13 protein-coding genes are annotated in these 9,799 nt (G+C 31.4%); all 13 read right to left on the reverse strand.

Translation table 11 applies throughout. The annotated features are described in order from the left end of the window. Positions 1-124 precede the first annotated feature (124 nt). The 13 genes from EDD63_RS10865 to EDD63_RS10925 all read right to left on the reverse strand — a co-directional run bounded on the left by EDD63_RS10865 (position 125) and on the right by EDD63_RS10925 (position 9,645). Complete coding sequence (locus EDD63_RS10865) at positions 125-427, reverse strand: hypothetical protein (protein ID WP_134171337.1); 303 nt, start codon at positions 425-427, stop codon at positions 125-127. Further along, complete coding sequence (locus EDD63_RS10870; RefSeq protein WP_134171338.1) at positions 409-777, reverse strand: hypothetical protein; 369 nt, start codon at positions 775-777, stop codon at positions 409-411. Before EDD63_RS10870 ends, EDD63_RS10865 begins: the two co-directional genes overlap by 19 nt. Before the next feature lie 251 nt (positions 778-1,028). Further along, positions 1,029-1,373, reverse strand: a complete 345-nt coding sequence (locus EDD63_RS10875; RefSeq protein WP_134171339.1) for a hypothetical protein — start codon at positions 1,371-1,373, stop codon at positions 1,029-1,031. Further along, on the reverse strand, positions 1,360-1,956 hold the full coding sequence (locus EDD63_RS11625; RefSeq protein ID WP_208318329.1) for a hypothetical protein: 597 nt from the start codon (positions 1,954-1,956) through the stop codon (positions 1,360-1,362). Before EDD63_RS11625 ends, EDD63_RS10875 begins: the two co-directional genes overlap by 14 nt. Positions 1,957-2,205: 249 nt before the next feature. Beyond that, positions 2,206-2,538 carry a DUF2185 domain-containing protein gene (locus EDD63_RS10885; RefSeq protein WP_134171340.1) on the reverse strand — a complete coding sequence of 111 codons (333 nt, stop codon included), beginning with the start codon at positions 2,536-2,538 and terminating at the stop codon, positions 2,206-2,208. Continuing rightward, complete coding sequence (locus EDD63_RS10890) at positions 2,522-3,040, reverse strand: ankyrin repeat domain-containing protein (protein WP_134171341.1); 519 nt, start codon at positions 3,038-3,040, stop codon at positions 2,522-2,524. Before EDD63_RS10890 ends, EDD63_RS10885 begins: the two co-directional genes overlap by 17 nt. A 14-nt stretch (positions 3,041-3,054) precedes the next feature. Further along, positions 3,055-4,899 carry a GH-E family nuclease gene (locus tag EDD63_RS10895; protein ID WP_134171342.1) on the reverse strand — a complete coding sequence of 615 codons (1,845 nt, stop codon included), beginning with the start codon at positions 4,897-4,899 and terminating at the stop codon, positions 3,055-3,057. A gap of 476 nt (positions 4,900-5,375) precedes the next feature. Beyond that, complete coding sequence (locus tag EDD63_RS10900) at positions 5,376-5,798, reverse strand: SMI1/KNR4 family protein (protein ID WP_134171343.1); 423 nt, start codon at positions 5,796-5,798, stop codon at positions 5,376-5,378. A gap of 12 nt (positions 5,799-5,810) precedes the next feature. After that, positions 5,811-7,934, reverse strand: a complete 2,124-nt coding sequence (locus EDD63_RS10905; RefSeq protein ID WP_134171344.1) for an HNH/ENDO VII family nuclease — start codon at positions 7,932-7,934, stop codon at positions 5,811-5,813. Beyond that, a complete protein-coding gene (locus EDD63_RS10910; protein WP_134171345.1) occupies positions 7,934-8,377 on the reverse strand; it encodes a hypothetical protein in 444 nt (147 codons plus the stop codon). The genes EDD63_RS10905 and EDD63_RS10910 overlap by 1 nt, the downstream gene beginning before the upstream one ends. Continuing rightward, entirely contained in the window at positions 8,374-8,991 is a 618-nt protein-coding gene (locus tag EDD63_RS10915; RefSeq protein WP_166667635.1) for a DUF5081 family protein, read from the reverse strand. Before EDD63_RS10915 ends, EDD63_RS10910 begins: the two co-directional genes overlap by 4 nt. Position 8,992: 1 nt before the next feature. Then, positions 8,993-9,295, reverse strand: a complete 303-nt coding sequence (locus EDD63_RS10920; RefSeq protein ID WP_134171347.1) for a hypothetical protein — start codon at positions 9,293-9,295, stop codon at positions 8,993-8,995. Further along, positions 9,277-9,645 (reverse strand): hypothetical protein, encoded by a 369-nt coding sequence (locus tag EDD63_RS10925; protein WP_134171348.1) that lies wholly within the window; start codon positions 9,643-9,645, stop codon positions 9,277-9,279. Before EDD63_RS10925 ends, EDD63_RS10920 begins: the two co-directional genes overlap by 19 nt. Positions 9,646-9,799 lie beyond the last annotated feature (154 nt).

A 9,799-nucleotide genomic window follows, 5' to 3' on the forward strand; every position in this document is an offset into this window, starting at 1 on the left:
ATATAGAAAGGATAATTAAATTCGACTTTCATAAGGTGCTGTTGGTTGAAATAATGTGACTACGTTTGGTTAGAATAAAGCGCCGAAGCACAATACAAATAATTCATTTTGTGTATATTGCATATTACTTTCCATCCAAATCTGTGTGAATCTTTTTCTTCAGTAAGTTCGATAATTCTGAATCATACGTTGTAAATGATTTAAATAGTTCAGGGAATGCTACAATAAGTTGTTCTTCATATTTTATTAGAATGTTAAAAAGTTCAATAAAGCCCTCAACACATCCTGCCGTAAATTGTTCATCATTTGACATTTGCGTGCATAGTTCTATTAAATCATCGTGTTCTTCTTGAATATTTAATTTGAAGCTTTTTTCCAATTCACTAATTGCTTGCAGCTTCTTTTTATTTACTTTGATTTCACCCATTCTAACTCCCTATATTTTGCATTCCATGCAGTTTCAAAACTACCTAACGTTCCCTCTAATTTTCTAATATTTGTTCGTAAGTCTTCAATCAATGTTTTTGTATCTCTTATTGTTTTTTCACGATACGGATAATATGCTGCATATAATGATGATTCATGAGGTCCATAACTTTTTAAGCTACTAAAACCACTATTTTCAAATGTTCTTAATTTTGCCTTCGCATCATCTATATATTCTTGCACATCGCAATAATTACTATAAATTTCATTACATTGTTGTTTTATTGCTTTCTTTTGTCTTGTTTCTTCTTCATCTGTCCACCAGATGATTGTATCTCCAAATCTTTGCATGTTAGAACATTCCTTTAATAACTGCTAGTATGGCACGAACCAAAGACCCCAATATCCCTTGTCTTTTTTTTGGTTTATTATTTTCACTCATACACTTCACTCCCTCCGATGTTGACTTACTTACATAGTATAAAAACAATTGTTATTAATATTAAAAAAGAGGCGACTGCCTCTTTAGTTAAATTGAGTATATCCAACAACATGGGGTTTTTGTCCAATATATAGTTTATCTTCTTTAATAACTTACTATTTTACTTCCATCCTTTTGCTTCTAAATACTTATCTGGTATTCGTAACTCTATTTCCTCTTTTAATTCCTTAAAGAAAATATTAAAATCTGCTTTATCAAACCATTTTTGACTATTCTCTAAAGATACATAATTTTGTCCATGATTTATACTACAACCAAATCTTCCTCTTTCATAATTCAATCTAATATTAAAGTAATTATATACCTCGAAATCTATGCTAAATGTTCTATGGTTAACATCATCATTTACATCAAATATTGCGAAATTATCCACTCTATCCCCAAAATACTCACGTATTTTTTCGTCTAAACTTATTGCCATTTCGTGTGTGCTATTTAATTGCATACCAATATCCTCCTTCTTCTATCAATCTTATATATCCATGTTCTGTTGTTAGATAAACCCATTCATTCCATAATGCTGTATCTTTAAAATCATATGGATACTGTGAAAATCTTATAGTTTTTCCAGCATTAACTGCATCATCTAATACCGGTTTATTGAATAAATTAAACATATCATCATCTGTCAAATTATATTGATTTTTAATATCATTCCACTTCGTTCCTAAATCAAAATATGTATCCCCTGTACCTTGAGCTTTTGTTATATAGGAATCCGGACTCCCTTCATAAAAATACTTTCCTAATGTCATGTTTTCTCCATTGACATTTTTTACAGATATCGAGCGTAGTTCCAAATAATCTTCCCAAGGCATGGTATAGCCTGCATCTCTTACATTATGCCATTCATTATACCTGGCAGCATCTTCTTTAGACATTCCTTTTAGCCAATCATCAAAACTATCTCCACTGGTTCCCTTATTTGCTAGTGTGTCTAAATCAAGTGTAGTAGATGGTTTTGCAGTTACTTTACTAAATGCTGCTCCACCTGCTACTGTTGCTCCTGCCATAATTGCAAATGCCAATAGTGGATTACATCCATTTTCTATCAGGTATTGACTACCTAGACCATCATATATACTCCACAAAACTATAAAGGACTAACCTATTTTGGCTTGTCCTCTTAAGAATTATAAGTGTTGCTTTAAGCAATTATCTATAGGTTTAGTAAAGCCACTTATTTTTTAAAGTGCCTTTTTATTTTGATATTGTCACTATTTTAACTAAAATAGCACTTCTTTCTAAAACTCTATTCTATAGTATCCAGTTTAATTTTAGAGTTGAATTTCTTTTTTTGTCAAATTATCAAAAAAACTTATCTTCCCATTTTCTTTAACTAATTGTATGTCAGATCCTATAGGAAAATTATAAATCCCTAAAATTGCTGGTTCAATATTTGCAACAGTATTAAAATCCACAATAACTAGATTTTTAGGATTATTTACAAACTCATCTGTATCTATGTCAGATAATATTCTCCATCCATTATCATTCTTATCAATGGATTTCTCACGAAAAAGCCATTTTACTTTACCATTGCCATTCAATATATTTTTAGACACTACAGTGCCTCCTGCATTTTCTAAGAATTTAATCATTTCTGTCATATTCATTCATCCTTTCTAACAACTTTTCTCTATGTCCCTGTTTTTTTGCAAGTTCATATGGTGAAACCCCGAACTTGTTTTGTGTCTGAAAATCAACAAAATCTTGTGCAAACCATAATTTATAGAAAGGTACTAATTCCTCATCAGTGTATTTCAAATTAATTAACCACTGCAACGCAAGTCTGTTTTTTTTATCTAGTGCATTTATATCTACACCTTTATTTATAAATTCTTTGCATAGTTTATAAGTATCTTCAAGTGAATGATTTGTTTGACCCAGCAAAACGTGTAGAACTGTTTCATTTTCTTTGTTTTTTGATAAAACATCCACATCTTTTTCCAGTAAAAAATTTGAGATATAATAACGGCTTGCTAAATCTGAATTAGATAATGCATAATAGATTAAAGACTTGTTATCATAGAGTTTTTTCTCATCTCCTGGAATATAGTTTTTCTTAAATTCATCAATATTTTTCAATTTTGCTATTAAATCTATTTTCATCGTTGCACCTCTTTCTATTCAAATCTATGACTTCTATTATTAGCTGGTATTTCTGGCCAATAATTAGCAGGATCATTGTACCAATCTCTAAACTCCTTCGGTGTCAATTCTCCATCTAGATATCTTTTGTACATATCTGAATATTTAGCGTCAGGTTTATGTCCCATATCCCAAATTCCATTACGACTTGTTCCTGGTTCCCATTCTATAATGTCTCCAGTATTTGGGTCTCTTACAATTCCATCTGTATTTTTTGCATTTTCATAAACATCTTCTACAACACCTTTTCTATACGAAGGACGATTATTAGGATCTAAATAAGGTCTATTATCTATTATTTCAACAACTTCTCCTTCACCAATAACTTCTATTGTGCCATCTTTATTGATAATTTTCTTTGCACCCGAATCCTTAAATACATTATCTAGTGAATTGACTTCATCTAATCCCTTAATACCTACTTGCTTAAGGTCATCTATATTCTTAACTCCCAAGCTTAGTAAATCATCTGTGTTTTTGATTCCTAGTTTTGTTAAGTCATCTATACTTGTGATTTCTAGTTTTCCTAAATCGCTTGAGTTTTTTACTCCATATTTTAGTAAGTTATCTGCTTCTCTTCTTATATCAAGAATCGCATTTCCATTTACTTTGTTGTATGCACTTATTTCATCTAGTTTATTTAATGCTTTTTGATATCTTAAATAGTCATCCATATCCATGTTTGGTGGCAATCCATCTGTTAACTTAGAATTTAGATATTTTTCATATCTTGCTGCCTCTGTTGCATCCATCATATCCATAAAGCTTTTCTTGCTATCAAAGATATCATCAATACTTTTATAGGTTGCTAAATCACCTAAACCAATATGTTTTAAATCTTCTAAACTATTTACTCCGAATTTTGCCAAGTCATCTGCATTTTTAATTCCTAGTTTAACTAGATCATCACTATTCTTTACACCTAGCTTAGCAAGGTCATCCATACTTGTGATTCCATGTTTTGCTAGTTCATCTACATTATTAATCCCTTTACTTGCTAGAGTGTCTAAATCAAGTGTGATAGATGGTTTTGCTGTTACTTTACTAAATGCTGCTCCACCTGCTACAGTTGCTCCTGCCATAATTGCAAATGCCAATAGTGGATTACATCCATTTTCAATTAGGTGTTGACTACCTAGACCTATCACCATTGCTTGTCCTGTTTCTATTCCTACTTTGATTGTGAAACTTCCTACTCTTGCTGCTGTTGTAGCTCCACTTAGTGAACCAAAAGTAGCTATATCAATTCCAATTGATATAAGTCCTCCAACTCCCAACATGACTCTTTCATCATCAGATAGTTTTTCTCCTGTCATTGTTGTTCCAGAACATGCTTCTGCAATGTTTTTTATACCACCTACGACAGGTATACAATCTAAGACAAAACTTAATCCAGATATAAAATCATCCGCTTCCATGTCATGTGCAAACTTAGATCCTAGTACTGCATTCATGTATTCATCTTCAGATATTTTATCTGCTTTTATTATACCATCATCTATACCCTTTATGTATTTGTTAAAGTCATCACCTAAGTCGATGATCGTTTTCCTTTTGACAATATCTTCATAGGTTACTTCTACTTTTCTTACTTTTTTTGTCGTATATCCTTGATATGTATTTGGATCTTGTATAACAACAATATCATCTTGATTGATACTTATATTTTCCGTTTTTAGTTTCATAATGTCAATCAATGAGATATCTTCTAGTTTTACTTTAATATCATCACAAAAGTCATCATCTACTTCTTCTAACAACGAATGCATTCCCGTACGGGTACTACTGTAGTTTGTTTGTTTTTGGTATCGTTTTCTCAAGCTTTCTAGTGTACTTGTTTTATCACCTGCTTGAATAGAATATCCGGATTCTTTTGCAATTGCCTTTGCTTTTTGAATATATTCAAGTATGATTGGGAATCCAGTTTTTTTGAACTGAAAAAATAATCTGATGTAAAACCTACATTACTTTAAAACCTCTTCTAATCATAGTAAAGTAGGTTTCTTTACAAAAAACATTTCATATCATCTTTTGTACTATAACAAGTTATCTTGATGTGACACTTTATTTTGGTGTTTTGTTTGTATAACCAAAAAGACCTTATTCACAGTATGTACAATCTGCTGATAATGGTCTCTATGTTTATTTCTTGTTTCTTATTTACTTTACATGTAAATTTCACCCATAAACATTTGCATATTATTTTTATTTATTCATCGCTTCTTCGTAAGTTACTTGGGATAGATTAATAAATTCTAATTTGCCAATTCACAATGTTTTTTCGTTATTAATAACCTTAGTAATTGTCAATACCTTCTTGAAAATAATCTTCAATGAAATCATCAAATGAACTATATCTTTCGTTCATCTTTTTTTCCCCAGGCTCCCATGAAAATACTTTTGAATCTTCAAAATTAGATTCTAAGCACATGATAAATTCTCCTAGATCATAAATCACTATAGCATTTTCATTTAACCCCAACTTTCTATATTTGATAGTTGCTTGAACCAAGGAAGAACCTAAATCACCTTCAATTCCTTCAATATCTATACCGCAAATTCCTCCCGATCCATAAGTCGATAAATAATCTTTGTATTGTTTAGGAAATTTCACATTTAATTCATCTTCAACTTCTCTTATTCTTTTTTCTTCAATAGGTCCATAAAAATCACCAACATTGCTATATTCATTAATCATTTTTTTTATCTTCTCGTTCATCAGTTCCTCCTTTTAGTAATTCGATGCACGCCATTTCCAATAATTATTTCTAAAGTTATTAAATTGCTTTTCTAAATTAGGATCATTCCTAAAACTTCCACCATTTTCAACCAAACCATGCAATGTAGCACTATTATCACTATGTACGACTTCAGATATCTCAACCATTGAACCTGGTTCTCTTTGCGTTAAATGGTGTAATTCCACAGCCGACTCACTACCGGCTGAATCAACAATGTATGGAGCTCTACCACTTTCCATTAACTGTTTGTTATTCAGTCCTTTAGCTTTGGGATTTGTGGGTATGTAATTAGGATCTATGTCTGTTTGATAAACTCTCCTTGATACATTTACATCCACTCCAGTCACCTTTACATTCCCTGAAATTTCATATGCTTTATACTTTTCAGGTAGCCATTCTAAATCAACTTGTTCGCCTGTAAGTTTGAGATTCTTATTCCTATCCCCTATCGAATCAAGGACTTCATCTGTTGCTAACGAACCCTTAAATACATTATCTAGTGAATTAACTTCATCTAATCCTTTAATACCTACTTGCTTAAGGTCATCGATATTCTTAACTCCTAAGCTTAGTAAATCATCTGTGTTTTTAATTCCTAGTTTTGTTAAGTCATCTATACTTGTGATTCCTAATTTTCCTAAATCACTTGAGTTTTTTACTCCATATTTTAATAAGTTATCTGCTTCTCTTCTTATTTCAAGAATCGCATTTCCATTTACTTTATTGTATGCACTTATTTCATCTAGTTTATTTAATGCTTTTTGATATCGTAAATAGTCATCCATATCCATGTTTGGTGGCAACCCATCTGTTAACTTAGAATTTAGATATTTTTCATATCTTGCTGCTTCTGTTGCATCCATCATATCCATGAAGCTTTTCTTACTATCAAAGATATCATCAATACTTTTATAGCTTGCTAAATCACCCAAACCAATATGTTTTAAATCTTCTAAACTATTTACTCCGAATTTTGCCAAGTCATCTGCATTTTTAATTCCTAGTTTAGCTAGATCATCACTATTCTTTACTCCTAGCTTAGCAAGGTCATCCATACTTGTGATTCCATGTTTTGCTAGTTCATCTACATTATTAATCCCTTTACTTGCTAGAGTGTCTAAATCAAGTGTGATAGATGGTTTTGCTGTTACTTTACTAAATGCTGCTCCACCTGCTACAGTTGCTCCTGCCATAATTGCAAATGCCAATAGTGGATTACATCCATTTTCAATTAGGTGTTGACTACCTAGACCTATCACCATTGCTTGTCCTGTTTCTATTCCTACTTTGATTGTGAAACTTCCTACTTTTGCTGCTGTTGTAGCTCCACTTAGTGAACCAAAAGTAGCTATATCAATTCCAATTGACAATAGTCCTCCAACTCCCAACATGACTCTTTCATCATCGGATAGTTTTTCTCCTGTCATTGTTGTTCCAGAACATGCTTCTGCAATATTTTTTATACCACCTACGACAGGTATACAATCTAAGACAAAGCTTAATCCAGATATAAAATCATCCGCTTCCATGTCATGTGCAAACTTTGATCCTAGTACTGCATTCATGTATTCATCTTCAGATATTTTATCTGCTTCTATTATACCATCATCTATACCTTTTATGTATTGATTAAAGTCATCACCTAAGTCGATAATTGTTTTTCCTTTGACAATATCTTCATAGGATACTTCTACTTTTCTTACTTTTTTTGTCGTATATCCTTGATATGTATTTGGATCTTGTATAACAACAATATCATCTTGATTGACACTTATATTTTCCGTTTTTAGTTTCATAATGTCAATCAATGAGATATCTTCTAGTTTTACTTTAATATCATCGCAAAAGTCATTATCTACATCTTCTAACAACGAATGAATTCCCGTACGTGTACTACTGTAGTTTGTTTGTTTTTGGTATCGTTTTCTCAAGCTTTCTAGTGTACTTGTTTTATCACCTGCTTGAATAGAATATCCGGATTCTTTAGCAATTGTTTTTGCTTTTTGAATATACTCATTTGCTTTTTGTAGATTGGACCAATTGATAGAAACTGTGTTTTCCTCATTTACTCTGTTTTCCCACGCTTGCTTATTTGAAAATATTGAGCGATTCATTATGAATCACCTCTCTGTTCCTCTTGTGCTTTTATTGCATTTGCGATCATATCACTTGTAATTGGTTGACCATCACTTGTAGTTCCTAAATCACTTTCGGACATCATTCCCTCATTCAAAAATCGTTGTGTTATTTTTAGAGCAAGCATTTCATCAAACTGCATAAAACTACGAATCATCTCAAGTAACTCATTATATAAAAACGTACAATTCAATTCTAACAATTCTATTTGCTTTAATACTGGTTGACTATACTCACTAATTTGTTTTTTCGCTGCTCCATTATATCCACTCAAAAAATCATTTATGAATTTCTCATGGTCATTTCGATATTTTCTATATCGTTCAAGATAGCGAAACATTTTTACTGTATAGTCAATTTTCTCCTCGCTAAACTCAATTCGTTTACTTGTCCCAATTGCATCACTCATTAATACATTCATACATATTCCCCTATTAATGTTTCGACTGCTTTTTGCACTCGTTTTCTTGGATAACAATCCATTTCTTCTGTATTTATTTTATATATATTGAAATACCCATCTTCAACAAACAACACACCATTTTCTTGTTGACGAGTTTCTCGATTTATCTTTTGATAAAAGATAGCTTTGGTATCTGTGTATTCTTCCATATGTTTTAGAAATTTATCTTTCTTAATAAACTTCTTTCTATACTTATCGTCTCCAATTGCATCAAGGTTCGGTATTCTTGTAAGAATCGAAGCACATAAAATATCTTTATTTAACGGTACAATTTGTGTCAAACCATCCATTTCAACACAAGCAATATACCTTCCTGATTCAAGTTGTGAAACACGTATTCCACCAATATTGATAAAGTGTTTTGCTTCTTCATATTGCATCAATAAATAAATCTGTTTTTTTCCTAAGTCTGTAAGTTTTCTATCCGTAGTAACAATTTGTTTTTTTATTAGTTGCTCAATGATTTCCTCATGTTCTTTTTCTCCTAAAAGTTGAAATGAAGGATATCCAATGAGTTTTGTTTTATTTGCGATCAAAGCTAATACAAATAATTCATTTTGTGTATATTGCATATTACTTTCCATCCAAATCTGTGTGAATCTTTTTCTTCAGTAAGTTCGATAATTCTGAATCATACGTTGTAAATGATGTAAAAAGTTTAGGGAATGCTACAATAAGTTGTTCTTCATATTTTATTAGAATGTTAAAAAGTTCAATAAAGCCCTCAACACATCCTGCCGTAAATTGTTCATCATTTGACATTTGCGTGCATAGTTCTATTAAATCATCGTGTTCTTCTTGAATATTTAATTTGAAGCTTTTTTCCAATTCACTAATTGCTTGCAGCTTCTTTTTATTTACTTTGATTTCACCCATTCTAACTCCCTATATTTTGCATTCCATGCAGTTTCAAAACTACCTAACGTTCCCTCTAATTTTCTAATATTTGCTCGTAAGTCTTCAATCAATGTTTTTGTATCTCTTATTGTTTTTTCACGATACGGATAATATGCTGCATATAATGAGGATTCATGAGGTCCATAACTTTTTAAGCTACTAAAACCACTATTTTCAAATGTTCTTAATTTTGCCTTTGCATCATCTATATATTCTTGCACATCGCAATAATTACTATAAATTTCATTACATTGTTGTTTTATTGCTTTCTTTTGTCTTGTTTCTTCTTCATCTGTCCACCAGATGATTGTATCTCCAAATCTTTGCATGTTAGAACATCCCTTTAATAACTGCTAGTATGGCACGAACCAAAGACCCCAATATTCCTTAATGTCATTAAGTTAAGAATCCATTAACCAAGCAAAATTCATCGATGAAGTGAATTTTGCTTGGTTTTTTTGTTGTCTTCTAAAAGTTGTGTTC

The organism is Breznakia blatticola (assembly GCF_004365815.1).
GTDB classification, from domain to species: domain Bacteria; phylum Bacillota_I; class Bacilli_A; order Erysipelotrichales; family Erysipelotrichaceae; genus Breznakia; species Breznakia blatticola.